The 20552-nt window shown below is 70.1% G+C and carries 21 protein-coding genes; 12 read left to right on the forward strand and 9 right to left on the reverse strand.

Annotated elements, in window-relative coordinates:
* Nucleotides 1–51 precede the first annotated feature (51 nt).
* Nucleotides 52–2022, forward strand: coding sequence for an MDR family MFS transporter (locus tag BBK82_RS40690; RefSeq protein ID WP_237047850.1), 1971 nt, complete (start codon nt 52–54; stop codon nt 2020–2022).
* Here the strand turns inward: BBK82_RS40690 and BBK82_RS57030 are convergent.
* On the reverse strand, nt 1976–2296 hold the full coding sequence (locus BBK82_RS57030) for a BTAD domain-containing putative transcriptional regulator (protein WP_083268537.1): 321 nt from the start codon (nt 2294–2296) through the stop codon (nt 1976–1978). The two genes, BBK82_RS40690 and BBK82_RS57030, sit on opposite strands and share 47 nt — an antisense overlap.
* A 111-nt stretch (nt 2297–2407) precedes the next feature.
* On the opposite strand from BBK82_RS57030, the gene BBK82_RS40695 reads away from it, so the two are divergent.
* The gene (locus tag BBK82_RS40695; RefSeq protein WP_065919683.1) at nt 2408–3541 is read left to right on the forward strand and encodes an endonuclease/exonuclease/phosphatase family protein; all 1134 of its coding nucleotides are present in this window, start codon (nt 2408–2410) and stop codon (nt 3539–3541) included.
* Here the strand turns inward: BBK82_RS40695 and BBK82_RS40700 are convergent.
* The 3 genes from BBK82_RS40700 to BBK82_RS40710 all read right to left on the reverse strand — a co-directional run bounded on the left by BBK82_RS40700 (nt 3514) and on the right by BBK82_RS40710 (nt 6357).
* Nucleotides 3514–4533, reverse strand: a complete 1020-nt coding sequence (locus BBK82_RS40700; protein WP_065919684.1) for a cobalamin B12-binding domain-containing protein — start codon at nt 4531–4533, stop codon at nt 3514–3516. The genes BBK82_RS40695 and BBK82_RS40700 overlap by 28 nt on opposite strands.
* On the reverse strand, nt 4530–5984 hold the full coding sequence (locus BBK82_RS40705) for a PP2C family protein-serine/threonine phosphatase (protein WP_065921761.1): 1455 nt from the start codon (nt 5982–5984) through the stop codon (nt 4530–4532). Before BBK82_RS40705 ends, BBK82_RS40700 begins: the two co-directional genes overlap by 4 nt.
* Nucleotides 5985–6066: 82 nt before the next feature.
* Nucleotides 6067–6357 carry a DUF1905 domain-containing protein gene (locus BBK82_RS40710; RefSeq protein WP_065919685.1) on the reverse strand — a complete coding sequence of 97 codons (291 nt, stop codon included), beginning with the start codon at nt 6355–6357 and terminating at the stop codon, nt 6067–6069.
* Between the two features lie 280 nt (nt 6358–6637).
* Between BBK82_RS40710 and BBK82_RS40715 the strand changes: the two genes are divergently transcribed.
* Both BBK82_RS40715 and BBK82_RS40720 read left to right on the forward strand, forming a co-directional pair.
* A complete protein-coding gene (locus BBK82_RS40715) occupies nt 6638–7189 on the forward strand; it encodes a TetR/AcrR family transcriptional regulator (RefSeq protein WP_065919686.1) in 552 nt (183 codons plus the stop codon).
* A 5-nt stretch (nt 7190–7194) separates the two neighbouring features.
* Nucleotides 7195–9348: an MMPL family transporter gene (locus BBK82_RS40720; protein ID WP_065919687.1), complete on the forward strand. Its 2154-nt coding sequence runs from the start codon at nt 7195–7197 to the stop codon at nt 9346–9348.
* Between the two features lie 65 nt (nt 9349–9413).
* On the opposite strand, the gene BBK82_RS40725 is transcribed toward BBK82_RS40720, so the two are convergent.
* A complete protein-coding gene (locus BBK82_RS40725) occupies nt 9414–9776 on the reverse strand; it encodes a DUF6292 family protein (protein ID WP_065919688.1) in 363 nt (120 codons plus the stop codon).
* A gap of 147 nt (nt 9777–9923) precedes the next feature.
* Here BBK82_RS40725 and BBK82_RS40730 point away from each other — a divergent pair, with 147 nt between their 5' ends.
* Both BBK82_RS40730 and BBK82_RS40735 read left to right on the forward strand, forming a co-directional pair.
* Nucleotides 9924–10187: a VOC family protein gene (locus tag BBK82_RS40730; protein WP_065919689.1), complete on the forward strand. Its 264-nt coding sequence runs from the start codon at nt 9924–9926 to the stop codon at nt 10185–10187.
* Nucleotides 10188–10195: 8 nt separating this feature from the next.
* Nucleotides 10196–11899 (forward strand): dihydroxy-acid dehydratase, encoded by a 1704-nt coding sequence (locus tag BBK82_RS40735; protein ID WP_065919690.1) that lies wholly within the window; start codon nt 10196–10198, stop codon nt 11897–11899.
* A gap of 24 nt (nt 11900–11923) precedes the next feature.
* Here the strand turns inward: BBK82_RS40735 and BBK82_RS40740 are convergent, their stop codons facing one another.
* Complete coding sequence (locus tag BBK82_RS40740) at nt 11924–12289, reverse strand: hypothetical protein (protein ID WP_154697793.1); 366 nt, start codon at nt 12287–12289, stop codon at nt 11924–11926.
* A gap of 368 nt (nt 12290–12657) precedes the next feature.
* Here BBK82_RS40740 and BBK82_RS40745 point away from each other — a divergent pair, with 368 nt between their 5' ends.
* The 6 genes from BBK82_RS40745 to BBK82_RS40770 all read left to right on the forward strand — a co-directional run bounded on the left by BBK82_RS40745 (nt 12658) and on the right by BBK82_RS40770 (nt 18119).
* Nucleotides 12658–14229 carry an ABC transporter substrate-binding protein gene (locus tag BBK82_RS40745; RefSeq protein WP_065919692.1) on the forward strand — a complete coding sequence of 524 codons (1572 nt, stop codon included), beginning with the start codon at nt 12658–12660 and terminating at the stop codon, nt 14227–14229.
* Nucleotides 14230–14552: 323 nt separating this feature from the next.
* Nucleotides 14553–15527, forward strand: a complete 975-nt coding sequence (locus tag BBK82_RS40750) for an ABC transporter permease (RefSeq protein ID WP_218920490.1) — start codon at nt 14553–14555, stop codon at nt 15525–15527.
* Entirely contained in the window at nt 15520–15720 is a 201-nt protein-coding gene (locus BBK82_RS40755) for a hypothetical protein (protein ID WP_065919693.1), read from the forward strand. Before BBK82_RS40750 ends, BBK82_RS40755 begins: the two co-directional genes overlap by 8 nt.
* The gene (locus tag BBK82_RS51115; protein ID WP_065919694.1) at nt 15713–16597 is read left to right on the forward strand and encodes an ABC transporter permease; all 885 of its coding nucleotides are present in this window, start codon (nt 15713–15715) and stop codon (nt 16595–16597) included. Before BBK82_RS40755 ends, BBK82_RS51115 begins: the two co-directional genes overlap by 8 nt.
* Nucleotides 16591–17493 carry an ABC transporter ATP-binding protein gene (locus BBK82_RS40765; RefSeq protein WP_065919695.1) on the forward strand — a complete coding sequence of 301 codons (903 nt, stop codon included), beginning with the start codon at nt 16591–16593 and terminating at the stop codon, nt 17491–17493. Before BBK82_RS51115 ends, BBK82_RS40765 begins: the two co-directional genes overlap by 7 nt.
* Nucleotides 17475–18119: an ABC transporter ATP-binding protein gene (locus BBK82_RS40770; protein ID WP_237047851.1), complete on the forward strand. Its 645-nt coding sequence runs from the start codon at nt 17475–17477 to the stop codon at nt 18117–18119. Before BBK82_RS40765 ends, BBK82_RS40770 begins: the two co-directional genes overlap by 19 nt.
* On the opposite strand, the gene BBK82_RS40775 is transcribed toward BBK82_RS40770, so the two are convergent.
* The 3 genes from BBK82_RS40775 to BBK82_RS40785 form a co-directional block, all read right to left on the reverse strand.
* Complete coding sequence (locus BBK82_RS40775) at nt 18077–18601, reverse strand: class F sortase (protein ID WP_083268539.1); 525 nt, start codon at nt 18599–18601, stop codon at nt 18077–18079. The two genes, BBK82_RS40770 and BBK82_RS40775, sit on opposite strands and share 43 nt — an antisense overlap.
* A complete protein-coding gene (locus tag BBK82_RS40780; RefSeq protein ID WP_065919696.1) occupies nt 18601–19338 on the reverse strand; it encodes a DUF4397 domain-containing protein in 738 nt (245 codons plus the stop codon). The genes BBK82_RS40775 and BBK82_RS40780 overlap by 1 nt, the downstream gene beginning before the upstream one ends.
* Nucleotides 19339–19411: 73 nt before the next feature.
* A complete protein-coding gene (locus tag BBK82_RS40785) occupies nt 19412–20257 on the reverse strand; it encodes a PfkB family carbohydrate kinase (RefSeq protein ID WP_218920491.1) in 846 nt (281 codons plus the stop codon).
* Nucleotides 20258–20552 lie beyond the last annotated feature (295 nt).

Genomic DNA, 20552 nt, shown 5'->3' on the forward strand with positions numbered 1-20552 from the left:
TAGCCACTGCACGCGCTGCGGGCTCACGGAACCTGCGCGACCATCAGCGCCGTGCCCGAGATCGACACCCGCAGGCGGAACCTGGTCGTCGCCGCCGTCCTGCTCGCCATGCTGCTGGCCGCGCTCGACCAGACCATCGTCTCCACCGCCCTGCCGACGATGGTCGCCGACCTCGGTGGTGGCGCGCACCTGTCGTGGGTGGTGACGTCGTACCTGCTGGCCGAGACGATCATGACCGTCCTCATCGGCAAGTTCGGCGACCTCTACGGGCGCAAGAAGATGTTCCTGATCAGCGTGGTCCTGTTCCTGGTCGGCTCGTTCTTCGCGGGCTGGTCGGAGTCGATGGGGATGCTGATCGCGTTCCGCGCGGTGCAGGGACTGGGTGCGGGCGGGCTCATGGTCACCTCGACGGCGATCATCGCGGATGTCGTGCCGCTCAGGGAGCGCGGCAAGTTCCAGGGGCTCGCGGGTGCGGTGTTCGGCGTCGCGACGGTGGCCGGGCCGTTGCTCGGCGGGCTGTTCGTGGACCACCTGAGCTGGCGGTGGGCGTTCTACGTCAACATCCCGCTCGGCGTCGCGGTCATCGTCGTCGCCGTCGCCGCTCTCCCGACGATCAGGTCCACCGCACACCCGAAGATCGACTACGCCGGCATCGCGTTGATCGCTCTCGCGGCGACCGGGCTGACGCTGGTCACGAGCTGGGGCGGCACCGAGTACGCGTGGACGTCGCCGACGATCCTGGGGATGGCGGCGGGATCGGTGGCGCTTCTCGTCGCATTCGTGCTCGTGGAACAACGAGCACAAGAACCGATGCTGCCGATGCGGTTGTTCCGCAGCCGGGTGTTCACGGTGTCGGGCATCCTGAGCTTCGTCGTCGGGTTCGCGATGCTCGGCGGCATCACCTACCTGCCGATCTACCTGCAGTACGTGCGCGGCGAGTCGGCGACGGCGTCCGGGCTGTGGATGCTGCCGTTGATCGCCGGGTTGATGGCCACGGCGCTGATCACCGGCAACACCATCAGCCGCACGGGCAGGTACCGGATCTTCCCGCTCGTCGGGTCGGCGGTGCTGACGGTCGGCCTGTTCCTGATGTCGAACCTCGCCGCGGACACCGGCTACTGGCTGATGGGCGTGTTCATGATGGTGCTGGGCGCGGGCATCGGCCTGGTCATGCAGGTGCCGGTGATCGTCGTGCAGAGCACCACCAGCTACAGCGACCTCGGCGTCGCCACGTCCGGGATCAGCTTCCTGCGCACGATGGGCAGCTCGTTCGGCGTCGCGATCTTCGGCACGATCTACGCCAACCAGCTGCCGAAGCACCTCCAGGTCCCGGAAGGCGTGAACCCGCAGGCGATCGCGAGCCCCGCGGCCGTGCACGCGCTGCCGGACCTGGTCAAAGCACCCATCGTCGCCGGATACGCGGAGACCGTGCAGATGATGTTCCTCATCGCCGCGCCGATCGGACTGGTGGCGCTGCTCGTCGCGGTGTTCCTGCCCGAGGTGCCGCTGCGGGACACCTCACGCGCGGCCGCCGCCGGCAACAGCGGTGTCGGCGAGAGCTTCGCGGCGCCGCCGTCGAACTCCTACGACGAGCTGCGCAAGCTGGTGTCCACGGTGGTCTCGAAGTCCGCGGACGACCCGCACACCGCCGTGCTGAAGCGTTCCGGCGTCGCCCTGCCGGTGGAACAGGCGTGGCTGCTCGGCCGGGTCTACCGGGCGTCGACCGACGACGGCGTGGCGACGCTCGCCGAGGTCGCCGTGATGACGAAGGTGCCGGCCGGGATCTTCACACCGACCGCGCAGGCCCTGGTCCGGTCGGGCCACCTCGCGTTCAACGACGACGGCTACCGCTTCACCGACCTCGGCGCGGAGGTGTTCACCCAGCTCGTGCGCGCGTGGCGGCGGTGGCTGCTCGACCAGCTCGAGGACTGGCACGAGCCGGACCAGCGCGACTTCGCCCAGGCGCTCGACTCGTTCACCGACGAGCTGATCGAGAGCGGCCGCGCGATGAGCCGCGTCTGATGCTTCGGCGGTGCGGCCCTGCGACTCGTACAGCTCCGCCACCCTCGTAGTGCCGCAACGCCTCCGCGTCGCTGCCCGACCGGTACAGCGCCAGCATCGGTTGTGCGGCAAGGCGTTCGTCGTGCAGGCTCTCGCGCAGCGCGTCGAACGACTCCGACTCGATGCCCTGCAAGGCATCGCCGCAGCGCGTCGTCGAGCAGCCGGCCCACCGGCACCGGACGGCCCGAGCAGCCGGAACTCCAAGGTCCCCCTCAGCAGCGGATTCCAGGTTCATCCCAGGTCGGCCAATCCATCAGCCCAGGGGCCTTCCACCACCCGCTGTTCACCGAAGATCACCCGGCCGGACCTGGTAGGACCGGTACCTCCACATGCGACCCTGGATTCGATGAGCCACACGCGAATCGGGTCGTTCAACGTGGAGAACATGTTCGAGCGCCCCAAGGTCATGAGCCGCGGCGCCACGAAGCACGCGGCTCCGGTCCTGGCCGCCCACGCCCGGTTCAACGAGCTCATCGCCTGCGAGGAGTACACGCCGGAGGTCAAGCAGGAGCTCAAAGAACACCTGCTGACACTCGGGTTGCTGCGCGGTGACCGCAGCTCGTACGCGGTCCTGCGGCGCATCCGCGGCCGGTTCCTCGCCCGCCACCGCGACGGCGAGACCTCGGTCGTGGCGAGCGGGCGCGAGTCGTGGGTCGGCTGGGTCGAGCTCACCACCGAGCCGATCAGCGAGCTCGCCACCCGGCACACCGCCCAGGTGATGCGCGACGTCGGCGCGCACGTGCTCGGCGTGGTCGAGGCCGAGTCCCGCGAACTGCTGCAGATGTTCTCCTCCAGCCTGCTCAAGCACGTCGGCTGGACCCCGTACGACGAGGTGCACCTCATCGACGGCAACGACGAGCGCGGCATCAACGTCGGCCTGCTCACCCGCGACGAGCACCAGGTCATCACGATCCGCACGCACGTCTACGCCAGGGACACCTCGGGCGTGATCTTCTCCCGCGACTGCGCCGAGTACCACGTCCGCACCCCGGCGGGCCCCGAGGTCGTGGTTCTCGTCAACCACCTGAAGTCCAAGGGCTACAGCACACCCGGCGACCCGCTCGGCGCGCGCCGCCGGTTCCGCCAGGCCGTGCGGATCGCGCGGATCGTCAACCGGCTGCGCGACGAGGGCCACGAGCACATCGCCGTGGTCGGCGACCTCAACGACACCCCGGACAGCGAGGCGCTGCGGCCGTTGTTCCAGCGCACCGGGCTGCGTGACATCAGCGAGCACGAGAACTTCGACTGGAACCACCGGTTCGGCACGTACCGCGGTGTCAACGAGAAGGGCAAGATCGACTACGTCCTGCTCACGCCACCGCTGTTCGCCAAGGCCGTGGGCGGCGGCATCTTCCGCAAGGGCGTGTGGCGCGGCCCGCGGACCAAAAACCGTTGGGACGTCTACGAAACGATGACGAGCGAGGTGCACGCGGCCAGCGACCACGCGGCGATCTACGCGGACATCGACTGGTCCATCTGAACCCCGGACAGCATCCGCTGTGCGCGCGGGAAGTCCCGCAGCTGTCCGGAGAGCAGGTCCAACGCGGGCTCCAGCACCTGTGCGGGCACACCGCGCGCGTTGAGCACGTCACCGGTCCACGACATGAAGCTGTGGAACAGCGAGTCGTCGTCGACGTACAACGCCGTCGCGAGGAAGTCCACGATGTGCGCGAGGTCCTCGGCCGTGTGCTGGCGCTGCTCCGAGGTGTAGGCGCGCATGGCGGGCACCCGGTCCTCCAGTCCGCGGTACACCGCCCGCACGAGGTCGTTCGCGGTGCGCTTGACCAGCGTGTACTCCTGGTCGGCCAGGTGCGGCAGGTCGTCGATCGGCTGGTGCGGCGAGCTCGGCACCGGCAACGTCTGCGTCAGCAGCATGTCCGCGGCGGACCGGGCGTCGGCGGCCCACGCGTTGGCACCGAACCGGCGCGCGTACTGGCCGTCAGGACCGAACGCCGCCCCGCCGACGATCACCGGCACGCCCGTCGCCTGGCACGCCGTCATCGTGGCGTGCGCGACGGGCAACCGGGTCGCGATGGAGCTCGACAGCGCCACCACGTCCGGGCCGGTGCGGTGCAGGTAGGTGATCAGGTGCGGCGTCGGCACCTGCGCGCCGAGGTAGTCCACAGCGAACCCGCGCAGCGACAGCACCTCGGCCAGCAGCCGGGCGGGCAGCGCGTGCCACTCGCCGTCCACGCACGCCACGGTGACGCGCCCGTGCGTCGGCCGCTGCCGCGGCCGAGTGAGCGTGAGCGCCGTGACCGCGCGTTCGTTGATGGCGGTGATCGCGTGCTCCTGGGCGACGCTGATCCGGTTCGCGGCCCACTCGCGGCCGACCCGCTGCTGCACCCCGCCGATCACGTCGAGCAGCACGAACTCGTGGCCGTACCTCTCCGCGGCCTCGAGCACCACGTCGGTCGCGCGGTGCTCGTCGCCGTCGAGAACGGCCTCCCAGAGCGCGTCGAGCGCCGTCACCTGGACCTCCGCCGGGGTGCGGTGATCGACACCACCGCGATGTCGTCGTGGACACCCGCGCCGACCCAGTTGGCCGCGAGCATGTGAACGTGTTCGACGAGCGCTTCGGCCGGCATGCCACCGCACGCGCCTAGCGCGCGCCGCAGCCGTTCTTCACCGAACTCCTCGTCGCCAAGCGGCCCGCCGACGGCCTCGATGATGCCGTCGGTGTAGAGCAGGCAGGAGTCGCCCGGCCTCAGCAGCACCTCGTCGGTGGTCGTCCTGATCTCCGGCAGGATCCCCACCAGCGTGCCGCGCGTCCTGGCCGGCTCGACGGTCCCGCCGGTCCGCACGACCAGCGGCGGCGGGTGCCCGCCCGAGGTGAGCGTGAGGTGCAGCCCCTCTGCGACGGGCCGCACGGTGCCGACGACCACGGTGATGAACCGGGACTGGTCGGTGGTGAGCAACGCCTGGTTGAGCGCGCGCAGCATCTGGTCGTGGTCGTCCACCACCTGCAGCAACGCGTGCAGGGCCGTGCGCACCTTGCCGGTCTGCACGGCCGAGTCGAGCCCCTTGCCGCACACGTCGCCGAGCACGACGAACAGCTCGTCGTCCGGCAGCTCGTGCACGTCGTAGAAGTCGCCACCGACCCGCTCGGAGTCCGCGGCCGCCCGGTAGCGCCCGGCCAGCTCGACCTTCTCGTACCGGCGCAGCACCGGCGGCAGCAGGTCCCTGGTGAGCCGCTCGGTGATCACCGACTGCTGGGTGAACAGGCTCGCGGCCGACATCGCCACCCCGGCCCGCGAGGCGAACAACCGCGCGAAGGCTTCCTCGTTCTCGCTGAACTGCAAGTCCTTGCGCACCAGGACCAGCGCGCCGGCCGGCACCCCGTGCCCCGGCAGCGGCGTGACCACGATCGACCGCCCGTCCCTGGCCAGCCACTCGGGCGCCGCGGCCGGGTCGATCCAGCGCGACGGCACCGGCGGGAACCCGCGCAACGCCTCGCTGAGCCCCACGACCCCTTCGACGTCGATGCGCTGCAGCTCGTGCGTCGGCGTCCCTCCCCGCACGCACCGCGTGATCGGGTGCCCGTGGTCAGACTGCGGCGCGATCACCAGCGCCTCGTCCGCGAGGTGGGTGGCAGCCAGTTCGGCGACCACGTTCATGCAGCGCTCGGGGTTGAGCGACGTCATCAACGCGCTCGACATCCGCGTCAGCAGCGCCGTGCGTTCCCGCTCGAGCTTGAGATCGGTCTCGTCCAGCAACCACCAAGTGGCGGAGCCGTCCCCGTTGTCGACCCGGTGTGCGGCGTAGGTGCGCTCGGCGACGCGCACGGACTCGCCGTGCTGCCACTCGCGCCAGTCCGACGAGACCTGCTGGGGGAAGAGCGTTTTGGCTGCCTCGTTCATGCCGTGCACAGCACCGGCGGCATCGACGACGAGTGCGGGGCACGGCGAACGCAACCAGTTCATGACCGCGACCACGGGTACGAGTGTCTCATTCGAAGCTGATCAAGAACAACGTTTGAGAGGCTGACTACGTGGGTACAGGCGCTCACACGACCTCAACGGTGACTTCAATCGTGTTGCCGGGACCAACCTGTTCCTTCTTCCGGACGGCGGCCTTCACGGGCAGGACGTAGCACCCGCTCGCCTTGTCGGGAAACACCGAGGTCGACCAGGTACTGCCGCCGACGCCGACCCGCACCTTGACCGCTCCGAAGCCTGCTCCGGGGGTGGCCAGGTCGCGGATCTCGTCCGAGACGTCCTCGGGCAGGGTGACGAAGGTCCAGGTGTCCAGGCGGCGGGCGTCCCAGAGCCAGAGCTCCGCGTCGAAGACGAACATGCGCGCATTGTCGGTCAAAGCGGCGCGCTGATGCGGAAGCACCGGTCAGCCGCACCACTTCTGCAGCCCGCAGCAGCCGTCTCACCCCATACGCCACTCCTCGCCGAAACAATCCGGCAGTCCGCAATTGGTGCCCACATTCGCGTGATGCACGTTCATTCGAGCAGCACAGCGTCACCGAGCGACCACTCCCGTTCCTCCGTTACGGTGACGAACGCCACCGACCAAATCGGTCGGTTTACCTACCGAATCGGTCGGTGAACGCCGTAAAGTCGCTCTCATGCCACGCCAGCCCAGGACCGGAGTCGACGAGTCGATCCTCGACGCCGCCGCCGCGTTGTTCGCCCGCCACGGCTTTGAGCAGACCTCGCTCAAGGCACTCGCGGACGCCGCCGGTCTGTCCAAGGCCGGTCTGCTGCACCACTTCCCGAGCAAAGACGCTCTCTTCGAAGCGGCGTGGGAGCAGAGCCGCGTCATCTGCCGGCACGTGCTCGAGCTCGTCGGCGACATGCCGGCCGGGCCCGCGCGCGAGCGGCGGGCGCTGGAGCTGCTCACCGACTTCGCGCTGGACCGGCCGGGCATGGTGGCGCTGCTGTTCCGGTCGATGACGGCGCCCGGTGAGGACCCGCAGCAGGCGCAGGACGAGCTGCTGCTCAACGAGATGTTCGTCATCGAGCCCGAAAGAGAACTTCCTCGCGCGATCCGGATCGTCGGCGCGCTCAGCGCCATGGCCGTGCTGACCCTCCTGGCCAACCAGGAGGGCGACAAGACGACGTGGCGCCCCTTGATCCTCGCTACCTGTTACGACGCACTCGGGCACCGGGAGGCCTGAACATCATGGCGAAACTTCTCTACCGGCTCGGACTAGGTGCCCACCGGCACCGCCTTCCGGTCGTCCTGATCTGGCTCTTGGTGCTGGTCGGGTCCGGTGTCGGCGCGTTCACGCTCGGCGGTGAGACGTCCAACGCGATGTCGATCCCCGGCCAGGAGTCGACCACGGCGCTCGAGCGCATCCAGCAGAAGTTCGGCACCGGCGAGACCGCGCAGGCCCGCGTCGTCGTCCACGCGCAGGACAAGCTGCCGGCGCACGCCAAGGCCATCACCGACCTGGTCGCCGACCTCGGCGAGCTCGACGGCGTGAAGTCGGCGACGAACCCGCTCGACCCGGCCGCCCCGAGCGTCAACCGGGACGTCGACACCGGCTACAGCACCGTCACCTACGACGTGAAGCCCGGCGAGGTCACCGACGCGCAGCGCACGGCGTTGCTCGAAGCGGCCGACAAGGCACGGGCCCAGGGGCTGACCGTCGAGGTCGGCGGCACCGCGATGCAGGCGACGCCGCACGTCGGCGGCCCGACCGAGGCCATCGGTGTCGTGCTCGCGCTGGTCGTGCTCGCGCTGACCTACGGCTCGCTGGTGACCGCCGGCATGAACCTGCTGACCGCCGGCATCGGCGTCGGCATCGGCACGCTCGGCATCACCATCGCCACCGGGTTCATGGACCTGCAGTCGACCACGCCGATCCTCGCCTCGATGCTGGGTCTCGCGGTCGGCATCGACTACGCGTTGTTCATCATCAACCGCTACCGCCAGGAGCTGCGCCGGGGCGCCGACGTCGGCCACGCCGTCGGAACCGCGGTCGGCACGGCGGGTTCCGCGGTCGTCACGGCCGGTCTGACCGTCGTGATCGCGCTGGTCGGCCTGGTGATCGCGGGCATCCCGTTCCTCACGCAGATGGGTGTCGCGGCCGCCGCCACGATCGTCGTCTCCGTGCTGATCGCCATCACGCTGGTGCCCGCGGTGCTGAGCATGCTCGGCCGCCGCGTGCTGACCCGCAAGGAGCGCGCCTCCGCCGACGCCGAGCCGAAGGACCGCGGTGTCATCCGCAGCTGGGCGGGCCTGGTCACCAAGCGCCGCGTCACGGCGTTGCTGCTCGCGGTCGTCGCGCTCGGCATCGTCTCGATCCCGGTCGCGTCCATGGACACCACGCTGATCCAGAAGGCACCGGCGAACTCCACCCAGGAACGTGCCGACCAGCTGCTGGCCCGCGGGTTCGGCGAGGGCTTCAACGGCCCGATCATCGTGCTCGTCGAGGGCCCCGACGCCGCCACCACCGCCACCAAGGCCTCCGAGCCGCTCGCGAAGCTGTCCGACGTCGCCCTGGTGACGCCCGCCCAGCCCAGCGCCGACGGCGGTTCCGCCATGGTCACCGTGATCCCGAAGTCCGGCCCGGACACCGCGGCGACCGAGCAGCTCGTCGCCGACCTGCGCGCCGAACTGTCCGACCTGGAGGGCGGCAAGGCCTACGTCACCGGCGCCACCGCGGTCAGCGTCGACGTGGCCACCTCGCTCGACCGCGCGCTGCCGATCTACCTGGCCGTGGTCGTGGGCCTGGCCCTGGTGCTGCTGGTCCTGGTGTTCCGCTCGCTGCTCGTGCCGCTGGTCGGCGTGGTCGGCTTCCTGCTGACCATCGGCTCCTCACTGGGCGCCACCGTCGCGGTGTTCCAATGGGGCTGGCTCGCCGACGCGGTCAACCTCGACGGCACCGGCCCGTTGATCAGCCTCACACCGATCCTCGTGATCGGCATCCTGTTCGGCCTCGCCATGGACTACCAGATCTTCCTGGTGTCCCGCATGCACGAGGCACACCACCGCGGCGCGAAGCCGATCGAGGCCATCACCACCGGCTTCCGCCAGGCCGCCCCGGTCGTCGTGGCCGCCGCGCTGATCATGTTCTCGGTGTTCGCGGGCTTCGTCCCCGCCGGCGAGCCCACGGTGAAGTCCATCGCCTTCGCACTGGCGGTCGGCATCTTCGTGGACGCCTTCGTGGTCCGCATGATCATCGTGCCGGCCGCGCTGGCCCTGCTCGGTGAGCGCGCCTGGTGGCTGCCGAAGTGGCTGCGCTGGCTGCCGGAGCTCGACGTCGAGGGCACCGCGCTCGACGAGATGCCCGCGGCGAAGAAGAACCAGGAACCCGTCGCGGTGAGCTGACCGCGCTGGAACCAGACCGCGCCCCCGAACTCACGAGGTTCGGGGGCGCGGCCGTTTCCTGGCGTTCAGGCCACCTGGCCGCTATGCGGGGCCGGGACGTTGTTAGTGCTGTTCCTGGCGAGATCGGGGCTGTGCCTGGCAAGCACGCGCCGCACCCACCTCGCCACCGTGCGCGGCGGCGGCTCCACCGCTCCCCCGAGGTGCTCCACCACCTCGAGCTCGGCGGTCCCCGGTTTCTCGACCGCGATCGCCCAGCCGTGGCACTCCGTCCACAGCAGCGCCACCTCGTGGTCGGGGTGACCGGCCAGCCGTCCCTCGACCGCGATGTACACCCGCAGCGGCTTGTCCCTGTCCACACAGGAGGACTCACCGCTCAGACCTAGCTCGCGCGTGACGCGGAGTGCGTAGTCCAACGCCGGTGGGATCATGCCGTCACCGCCTCTCGTACCACTGGGGCAACAGCGCCGACTGCTTGACGTACGGAGCGTGTACCCCGTTCCGCGGTGCGGAAACCGCGATCCGCCGCTCTGGCCTGCCGGTCCCGCTAAGGTCGGGGAGGACCTTGAGGAGGCGGCGTGGTTTCGGTGCTGCAGAACGTCGCGATCGACTGCGCGAACGCCTACGAGCTCGCCCGGTTCTGGAGCGCCGTCACCGGCCGCCCGATGCACCCCGACGACAAGCCCGGCGACCAGGAGGTCGAGCGGATCATGGCGCTGGGCGCCACCTTCGTCGTCGACCACCGCAACCCCGACGGCACCGGCTGGGCGGTCCTCACCGACCCCGAGGGCAACGAGTTCTGCGTGTTGCGCAGCACCTCCGACCGGGCAGCGACTTCCTAGGAGACACCGTGGGCCTGCGCAGCGCGCACTGGTACGCCGGAGACGACCGCAACGCCTACATCCACCGGGCCTGGATGCGCCGCGGCACGCCCGACGACGCCTTCTTCCGTCCGCAGATCGCCATCGCCAACACCGCCTCCGACCTCACGCCGTGCAACGCGCACCTCAACGAGATCGCCGCGTCCGTGTCGAACGGTGTGTACGAGGCCGGTGGCATCCCGCTCAACCTGCCCGTCGTGTCGCTGGGCGAGACCAACGTCCGCCCGACCGCCATGCTGTGGCGCAACATGGCCGCGATGGCCGCCGAGGAGATGCTGCGCGCCAACCCCGTCGACGGCGTGGTGCTGCTCGGCGGGTGCGACAAGACGATCCCCGCGCTGCTGATGGCCGCCGCGTCCGTCGACATCCCGGCGGTGGTCGTGCCCGGCGGGCCGATGCTGACCGGCACGTTCCGCGGCGTTCCGCTCGGCTGTGGCACGGACGTGTGGCGGCTGTCGGAGGAGGTGCGCGCCGGCACGTTGTCACAGGAGCAGTTCAACCGCTCCGAGTCGGCGATGATCCGCAGCCGCGGCCACTGCAACACCATGGGCACCGCCTCGACGATGGCGCTGGTCGCCGAGGCGCTCGGCACCGTGGTCCCCGGCGTCGCGGGCACGCCGGCACCGGACAGCAGGCTGCTCGAGGCGTCGCACGGCACCGGCAGGCTGGTGGTCGAGCTCGTCTCGGCGGACCGGCGCCCCAGCACGTTCCTGTCCAAGGCCTCCTTCCACAACGCGATCGTGGCGCTCGCGGCGATCGGCGGCTCCACCAACGCCGTGGTGCACCTGCTCGCCATCGCGGGCAGGCTCGGCATCGACCTGAGCCTCGACGACTTCGACCGCGTCGGCTCCGGCGTGCCGCTGCTGGTGGACCTCCAGCCGGCGGGCCGGTTCCTGATGGAGGACTTCCACCGCGCGGGCGGTCTGCTCGCCGTGCTGCGCGAGGTACGCGACCTGCTCGACCCCGCGGGCCTGACGGTCACCGGCCGGCCGCTGGTCGACCACCTCGACGGCGCACCGATCTGGGACCCCGAGGTGATCCGCAGCCGCGACCTGCCGATCATCGCCGAGGGCGGTATCGCGGTGCTGCGCGGCAACCTCGCCCCTTCCGGCGCCCTCGTCAAACCCGCGGCCGCCTCGCCGAACCTGTTGCAGCACCGCGGGAAGGCCGTGGTGTTCGACAGCATCGAGGACTTCCACGCCCGCATCGACGACCCGGACCTCGACGTGGACGCGGACTCCGTCCTGGTGCTGCGCGGCTGCGGCCCGCGCGGCTACCCCGGCATGCCGGAGGTGTCGAACATGCCGCTGCCGAAGAAGCTGCTGGAACAGGGCGTGCGCGACATGGTCCGGATCTGCGACGGGCGCATGAGCGGCACCGCGTACGGCACGGTCGTCCTGCACGTGGCACCGGAAGCCGCCGCGGGCGGACCCCTCGGCCTGGTCAGGACCGGCGACGTGATCGTGCTCGACGTCCAGAACCGGCGCATCGACGTCGAGGCGCCGGACCTCCTCGACCGCACCCCGAGCCCACGCATGACGGAGGCGTTCGCCGCACCCCGGCGAGGCTGGGAACGGCTCTACGTCGACCACGTGCTCGGCGCCGACACCGGAGCCGACCTGGACTTCCTGGTCGGCTCCAGCGGGTCGGACGTCCGCCGCGAGTCGCACTGAGCCGGGCTCAGCCCTGAGCCCGGCTCAGCCCCGGGCGGGCATCGGCCACCGCTCCTTCACCGCGGCCAGGGCCACGAACAGCCCGGCGAGCACCCACAGCACCCCGAACGTCCCGTCCTCCAGGGCGTCACGCGGCGCGCCCTCGTCGGCGAGCAGGGACACCAGCTTCGCGCTGTTCCTCGTGACGCTGAACGAGATGAACCCCGCGAGAATCCCGCTGAGCACCCGGATCCCGGGGTGCTTGCGCACCAGCCCGCCGACGTAGATCCCGACCGCGACCGGACCACCGAGCACGATCAGGAAGCCGGCGTCGAGCAGGTCGGTCGCGGCCAGCAGCACCCCTCCGACCACTCCGAGCACGGCGAACACACCAAGTGCGATCCTGAGCACAGTTCTCCCCCCATGAGCTTTCTTCGAAGAGAACTTAACGCGCAGGGAAGAACTCAGTGCGCGTGCCTCTCAGCCGTGCGAGTGCTCATGTTCCTCCGTATGTCCCGAATCGTGCACGTGAACGTGCGTATGCGTTTCGCCGCCGTGTGTGTGGGTGTGTTCGTGCTCAACGTGATCGTGCGCGTGGTGCCCGTGTGCGTGCGTGTGGGTCACGTCGCCGTGGCTGTGCTCGTGGCTGTGCACTGCGTTCGTCATGCGCCGGATGCTGGCACTTGTCGGAGCAGCCCGCAGAGGTGCCAACTATTGCTTATTGCAACTTCATTGCTGTTAGCTGCACCCGGCAACACGGACACCCTGGGAGGAACTGCATGCGCCGAACGGTTCTCGCGCTGCTGACCGTCGCTCTGGTCGCCGCGTGCACGTCACCGGACGGCTCCACCACCGGCCCGGCGACCTCCATCGTGATCGGCGCGGGCAGCGAACCGGAGAACCTGAACCCGGTCCTCGGCTACGCCCCCGACGGCGCCGCGAAGATCTTCGACGGCCTGGTCACCCGCGACGCCTCCCTGGCCCTGCGACCCGCACTGGCCGCCTCCCTGCCCACCGCCTCCGCCGACGGCCTGACGTGGACCGCCAAGCTGCGCAGCGACATCACGTTCTCCGACGGCACCCCGCTGTCCGCCTCGGACGTCGTGTTCACCTACAAGTCCGTGCTGGACAAGAAGGTGAACTCCACCATCGCCACCCGCTTCGACGCCGTCACCGACGTCGTGGCCCTCGACCAGCACACCGTCGAGTTCAAGCTCTCCTACCCCTACGCCCCGTTCGGCCAGCAACTGACCCTCGGCATCGTCCCCGCCGCCCGCCTCTCCGGCGCCGACATCAACACCGCCCCCTTCAACACGGCTCCCATCGGCACCGGCCCGTACACCGTCGCCGAATGGCGCAAGGGCGACCGCCTGGTCCTGCGAGCCAACGAGAAGTACTGGGCCGGCGCCCCCGCGATCAAAACGGTGACCGTCGTCTTCGTCCCCGACGACAACGCCCGCGCCACCCGCATGGCCGCCGGCGAGTTCGACGGCACCGTCCTCCCACCCAAACTGGCACGCACCTACACCGACCGCTCCGGCTACCGCGTGATCCAGAACCCGTCCGCCGACTACCGCGGCATCGGCATCCCCTCAGAACTCCCCTTCACCTCCGACCCGCGAGTCCGCCGCGCCCTGAACCTCGCGATCAACCGGCAGGCCATGATCGACGCCGTGCTGGCCGGCTCCGGCACGCCCGCTTCCTCGCCGATCTCGCCGCACCTCTCTTCCTGGTACGACGCGTCCTCGACGTTCTCGTTCTCCGCCGACGAGGCCTCCCGCCTGCTGGACGAGGCGGGATGGCGCAAGGGTGCCGATGGGAAGCGCTCCCGCGATGGTGTCGCCGCCCGCCTGCCGATCCTGTACCCGGCGCCCGACGTGCTCCGGAAGGAGCTCGCGCTCGCTGCCGCGTCCGACATCGCGAAGCTGGGCGTCGACGCGCCGGTCGAGGCGACGACGTTCGACGTCATGCTGCAGCGGCAACGGGAAGCGGCCTCGGTGTGGGGTGGCGGCGATCCCTACGACCCCGACACCGCGGCCTACACGCTGCTGCACTCCCGGTACGCGGGCCAGTCCGGTTACGTGAACATGACCCTGTACCGGAACTCCACTGTGGACGCATCGCTGGACGCGGCGCGGCGGACGTTGGACCCGGCGGCGCGGAAGCAGGCCTACTTCGATTTCCAGAAGGCCTACGTGGCGGATCCGGGATGGGCGTTCCTGGTGTTCCTCGATCACACGTATGTGTTGCGGGACCGGTGGGACGGGCTGGAGAAGCAGGTTGAGCCGCACGACCACGGGTTGGTGCATGCGGTGTGGTGGAATCTCGAGCGCTGGACGCCGAAGTCGTGACGGGGGAACGGTTCTCGGGTAAAGGATCTTCGGCGGACGGGTCGGGCTCGGGCCCTGACCGCGGTCAGGGCGCAGCACGTCCCGAACCCGCCAGCAGCGGGAAACCTCCGGCGGGCACGGCGTTCTCAGCGCAGATGGAAACCCCGGCTCACACAGGTTCCTCGACGGACGCGACGTTTACCCCCGCCACGCGCGACTCCGCCACGTCCTCGCCCGTCACGCGCGACTCCGCCACGTCCTCACCCACCACGCAGAACTCCGCCACGACGCCTCCCCCCAACTCCCCTCACCCCGCGCCCCACTCCCGCACGGGTGCCCGCTCCATGCCCCGCGCCCTGGCCCTGATGGCCCTCCGCCGCCTGGCCTTTGCGCTCCCCGTCCTGCTCCTCGTCAGCTTCGCCCTCTTCGTCCTCGCCAAGGCCTCCCCCTTCGACCCCGTCGAGCGCTACTTCGGCGTCCGCATCATCGGCGCCTCCCCCGAACGCGTCGCCCAGCTGCGCGCGAACTGGGGCGTCGACGAGCCCGTCCTCGCCCAGTACTGGGCCTGGCTGCGGCACGCGCTGGCCGGCGACCTCGGCGACTCCCTGTCCCTGCAGCAGCCGGTGACCGCGGTGATCGGCGACCGTCTCGGGTGGACGGTGCTGCTCGTCTCGGTCGGGTTCACGCTGGCGCTGCTGCTCGGGTTGCTGCTGGGCACGGCCGCGGCGTGGCGGCAGGGGTCGTGGCTGGACCGGGCGATCACCGGCGTGTGCTACGCGTTGGAGGCGGCGCCGGTGTTCTGGCTGGGGCTGGCGGTGCTGTACGTGTTCGCGCTGCAGTTGCGGTGGTTGCCGGGCGGTGGGGTGACCAGCGGGGCGGAGCCGGTGACGGTTGGTGGCGTGGCGGTGCACATGGTGTTGCCGGTGGCGGTGCTGGCGGTGTCGCAGGCGCCGTGGTTCGTGTTGTTCGTGCGGCAGAACCTGTTGGAGTCGTTCACGCAGGACCACGTGATCGGGGCGCGGGCTCGCGGGTTGCCTGATCGGCTGGTGGTCACGGGGCATGCGTTGCGGACCTCCCTGCTGCCGTTCCTCACGTTGCTCGGGGCGCGGTTGCCCGAGCTGATCACGGGGGCGTTGCTGGTGGAGACGGTGTTCTCGTGGCCGGGGATCGCGCGCGCCACGGTGGAGGCGGCGTTGAACGTGGACTTCGCGTTGCTCGGGGCGTTGACCGTGATGGCGACCGGGGTGGTGTTGCTGGGGAACCTCCTCGCTGACGTCTTGTACGCGTTGGCCGACCCGAGGGTGGCGGTGGATGGCTGAGCGGGTGCGGGTGCGGGTGAGAGGGCTGGTGGGAGAGAAGGACTGGGCGCTGCTGCCCGCGTTTCCCTATTTCGCGGACGAACTCGACGTGATGGTCAGGACACGAACCAGACGCCACGGGCCGAGCATCAGGACAACGATCACCCGTTTGGGTGAGGAACACCGGGAGACAGAGGAGGCGCACCATGTCTGACCTGGCCTGGCGTGCGGCTCCGCGGTCGCGGCTCACCGCGGCCAGCCCGCCGAGATCGCCTCGCTGGCGGCTCGTGCCGGCGGTGACCGTGCTGGCGGTCGTGGGGCTGGCCACCGTGATCGTTCCGCTGGTGGTCGACCTCAACGAGCAGTACGTCGACCTGGCCGTGGCCAACCAGCCGCCGTCCGCGGCGCACCTGTTCGGGACCGACGAGCTCGGGCGCGATGTGCTGTTGCGGTGTGTCTACGCGTTGCGGGTGTCGTTGACCGTCGGCATCGTGGCGGCCGTCATCTCGGCGGTGGTCGGTACCGCGGTCGGGGCGCTGGCCGGCGCGGTCGGTGGGTGGTTCGACCGGATTCTGATGCGGCTCGTGGACGCGGTCGCGTCGGTGCCGCACCTGTTGCTGGGGATCGTCATCGTCGCGATCCTGCGGCCGAGCCTCACGGCGGTGATCATCTCGATCTCGCTCACGCACTGGCTCACGTCGGCGCGGATCGTGCGGTCCGAGGTGTTGTCGCTGAAGTCGCGGCCGTTCATCGACGCGGCCATCGTCGGCGGTGCGAGCAGGATGCAGGTGCTCACGCGGCACCTGTTGCCGAACGTCGCGCCGCAGGTGTTGCTGGCGACCACGCTCATGATCCCCCACGCGGTGTGGCACGAGACGGCGTTGTCGTTCCTCGGGCTCGGGCTGCCGCCGCACGCGGCGAGCATCGGCAACATGATCAACGACGCGCAGCGGTCGTTGCTGATCGGCGGGTGGTGGATGTCGCTGGCGCCGGGGTTGTTGCTGATCATCACGACGCTGGCGGTGTCGGGGGTCAGCGGGGTGTGGCGGGACCGGTTGAACCCCAAGCGGCGCACGGAGTTGACGTGGTGAACCTGGAGATCGAGCGGGTGTCGGTGCGGTTCGCGTTGCCGGGGGCGGTGGTCAACGCGGTGAGCGACGTGTCGCTCACGATCAGGCCCGGCGAGTGCGTGGCGCTGGTCGGCGAGAGCGGGTGCGGGAAGACGGTGCTGGCGAGCGCGCTGCTCGGCTTCCTGCCGGGCAACGCCGAGACCGCGGGCAGCGCGAAACTGGGTGATGTCAACCTCTTGGAAGCCACCGACCACGAACTCGCCACCAAGATCCGGGGAAGGCAGATCGGGCTCATCCCGCAGAGTCCCGCCAGCCACCTCACGCCGGTCCGCACCGCGCGGTCGCAGCTCGAAGAAGCGGCGAAGACGCTCGGCGGCAACGCTGACAGGGCCGCCGAACGCGCTGGACTGCGCCCCGAACACCTCGACCTCTACCCGCACGAGCTGTCCGGCGGCATGGCGCAGCGCGTGGCGAACGCCCTCGCACTCGTCGGCGACCCGTGGTTGTTGATCGCGGACGAACCGACCACGGGACTGGACCGCGACCTGGTCGACGGGCTGCTGGAGGAGTTCCGGCGGATGGTCGACGACGGTCACGCGGTCCTGCTCATCACGCACGACCTCGAAGCCGCGCACAAGATCGCCGATCGCATCGCCGTGATGTACGCGGGCAGGATCGTGGAGCTCGGGCCGGCGCACGACGTGCTCGACCGGGCGCGTCACCCCTACAGCCGCGGTTTGGCGGACGCGTTGCCGGACCGTGCCTTCACGCCCATTCCCGGCCTGCCGCCGCTGCTGACCGACCTGCCGGCGGGGTGCGCGTTCGCCCCTCGCTGCGAGCAGGCCACCGTGATCTGCGAGGACCGACCCGTGCTGACCGACGACCCGCACGCCGTCGCGTGCCACCGCCCGTGCTGAGCGCGCACGACGTGACCGCCGGCTACCGGAGCCCGGTGATCACCGACTTCAGCCTCGAAGTCCACGAAGGACAGACCGTCGGGCTCGCCGGGCCCAGCGGATCCGGCAAGTCCACGATGGCCCGTGTGCTCGCGTTGCTGCACAAGCCCTTCTCCGGCACCGTGACCATCGACGGCGACACGGCCACCCGCTACCGGTTCAACGCACCCCAGCGCACCAAGATCGGCGTGTTGTTCCAGCAACCGCGGCTGTCCGTAGACCCGCGTTTCACCCTGCGCAAGGCGATCGCCGAACCGCTCAGGGACCACGACGCCGTCGCCGAGCTCGCCGACCTGGTCATGCTCACCGAGGACCTGCTCGACCGCCGCCCGCACGAGGTCAGCGACGGCCAGTTGCAACGCGCCTGCCTCGCCCGCGCGCTCGCGCTCAAGCCGCGGTACCTGATCTGCGACGAGATGACGACCATGCTCGACGCCTCCACGACCGCGGCACTCGTCGGCGTGATCCGCGCCTACCAGGCCGAGACGAACGCTGGCGTGCTCGCGATCTCCCACGACACCCGGCTGCTCGCCAGGTGGGCCGATCAGACCTTCAGCACCGCCTCCACGATGACGTTGTCCCGGTAGCTGCCCGCGACCCGGTCGAAGTCGCCGCCGCACGTGACCAGCCGCAGCTCCGACAACGGCGTCGGCCCGTACACGCCCGCGGTCGGGAACGCCGCCTTCTGCGTCGAGTACGACTTGTGGACCACGAACGTCAGCGAGCTGCCGTCCTCACGCTCCACCAGCACCTCGGCGCCCGGCTGCAGCTCCGGCAACCGGTAGAACACGCCCGGCCCGGTCTTCGAGTCGACGTGCCCGGCGATCATCGCCGGCCCCGCGTCGCCCGGCTTCACCCCCTTCGCGTACCACCCGGCCTGATCGGCCCTGGTCGGCGGTTCGAGCGCGCCCGCACCGTCGACCTCGAGCTCCTGCAACGTCGTCTCCACGCCGATCGCCGGGATCCGCACCGTCACGGGTTCCGGCGCCTGGTCCGCGCCGGGGTCCTTGACGATGTAGATCAGCGTGACCACGATCGCCGCACCCATCACGAGTTTGGCCTTGCTCATCAGCCGTACCGGAACATGCGGCCGCGCATCGAGTACATCGCGATGCCGACGATCGACGTGATGACCAGCGCCGTCAGCCAGTCCCAGCCGCCCGCCATGCCGCCGAACCCGGTCTCCTGCCCGCCACCGGGCACGACCTCGGCACCCTTCGCGTCCGTGCGCAGCTCGATCCGCCGGGCGCTGACCAACACCGAGTACACGGCACCGGGCTCGATCGACACGTCGAGCTGCGTCGAGTCCTTGCCGCGGGGTAACACCTGCAAGGGGTCGTCGTCCGGCAGCAGGACCACGTAGCCGGTCGAGGTGTTCGACTGCACGTTGCGGTGGATGGACGACCCGGCCCGCACGAGGTCCATCTCGGCGTCGCCGCCGTTGATCACCCGCAGCCGCGCCTGGCCGTTGACCGGCAGGCTGACGTCGTCCTCCAGCACCTTCATCGAGCTGGCCAGGTCGACCACCGTGTACGCCTTGCCCTCGGCGGCCTGAACAGTCACCGACCGCAACAACGGCGCGTTCGGATCGGCCGTGCGGAACTCGACGATGTGCTCGCCCGGCGCGACCCGCCGGTAGTCGTCGAGGTTCGCGTAGTCGAACGTGCCGAGCTTCGTCCCGTCCAGGCTCACCTCGACCCGCGCCTGGTCCATCGAGAAATGTCCGATGCGGATGTACGTGCCGCTGGCAGCCTGCGCCGGCGCGGCGCTCAACAGCAACAACAGCACTACGACGATCAACCGCACGCCAGACCTCCTCTCACCGGACGAGACCAACGGTAGCGTGTCGCACCGACAATTCCGGCCCCCTGTTTCCCGATCACAACCTGCTCAGTTCCGGTCGCCCGCCTGGTCGCGTGACCGTGTCGCCCGATGCCTTGACCGCGAGCCGTGCGGCTTCATCGGGCGTTGCACCGTTGGTGAGCGCATAGGTCAGCCCCGCGATGAACGCGTCTCCTCCTCCGGTCGTGTCCACGACCTCCGCGTCACCGAGCGGCAGCACCAGCTCTCCCCCGTCCCACACGAACACGTTGCCCTCGCCGTCCACCGCGAACGCCACGAGCCCCGGCCCTTCGACCGCACGGGCGGCCTCCAGCGCGTCGTCGGTCGTGGTGATCTTGCGGCCGGTGAGCAGCTCGGCCTCCTGGTGGTCGGCCCGCAGGACGTTCGCGCAGGCCAGCAACTCTTTCGTGTGATCCTTCGGCACGCCGTCGAGCACCACCAGCCCCCGTGCCGCCTGGGCCGCCCGCAACGTCACCTCCGCGGGCTGCTGCAGCTGGAGCACCACGGCCGCGGCACCGGTGATCGCCTCCACCGGCAGGTCGTCGGGCTGGAGCAGCTCCGGCAGGTCCTCCAGGTAGCGCCACCCGTCCGCCACGAGGTCGACGATCAACGCGGAAACACCTCGCCGCACGACATGCGCGGTGCCGATGCCGTCCGCCGCCGCCCGCGCGACCAGCCGTTCCCCGACGTCGTCCTCCCCGACCACGCCGACCAGCTCGACCGCCGCGCCGAGCTGGGCCAGCCCGACCGCGATGTTCGCGCCCTTGCCACCGAGCATCTCCCGGCGCTGCCGGACCTGGCTCGTCCCGCCGCTGTCCGGCACCTCGTCCACGACGAGCACGAGGTCGCGCGCTATCTGCCCCACCACGACGATGTTGTCCACGGCGGCGGGGTACCCAGTCGCACGACTCTCTGCTCACCCGTCCGAGTGCAGCAAATAGGCGCGTTGAACGGGTATGTACGAGGTCCTGTCCGTCCCTGCCTTGCACCCCTCCGCGCACTAGCTGCGACTGGCCGCCGACGAGGGGCTGTACCGGCAGATCTCGGCCCGCGAGACGTGACGCCCGCCGTGAGCTCGCGAAGGCCGGTCGAGGCGTGTTCAGCACCCGTTCCAGGAAGCGCTTCCGGGTCTCCGCGGCGGTGGCTGGGCACCCACGACGACCACCGCTACGTCCACC

The organism is Lentzea guizhouensis (assembly GCF_001701025.1).
Classification (GTDB): domain Bacteria; phylum Actinomycetota; class Actinomycetes; order Mycobacteriales; family Pseudonocardiaceae; genus Lentzea; species Lentzea guizhouensis.